The following is a 278-nucleotide window of genomic DNA, read 5'->3' on the forward strand; positions in this document are numbered from 1 at the left end:
ATGGCGGCGACGCGGGGCACCGTGCGCAGGAATTGGCTGACATAACCGATGGTGCGATGGCGAATGTCGAGGATCGTGCGAGGGGAAGCGCTGCCGATGTCGACAACTTCACCCTCATGGCGGATCAGAATCTGTCCGCTGTCTATGGCATAGTTGCCATAGAGCATCTTCAGGATCGAGCTCTTGCCGATGCCGGAGGGCCCGCCGAGCACGACGCATTCGCCGCTGCAGACAGAGAAATTGACATCGCGGACGACAGGCAGTTCGATGCCGTCGCG

The 278-nt window shown here is 60.8% G+C and carries 1 protein-coding gene; it reads right to left on the reverse strand.

Annotation, left to right across the window (positions count from 1 at the left end; genetic code table 11):
* Window positions 1–278, reverse strand: a 278-nt coding sequence (locus EN807_RS35130) for an ATP-binding cassette domain-containing protein (protein WP_135938131.1), incomplete at both ends; no start/stop codon positions are given.

Source organism: Mesorhizobium sp. M5C.F.Ca.ET.164.01.1.1 (genome assembly GCF_004792125.1).
Classification (GTDB): Bacteria; Pseudomonadota; Alphaproteobacteria; order Rhizobiales; family Rhizobiaceae; genus Mesorhizobium; species Mesorhizobium wenxiniae.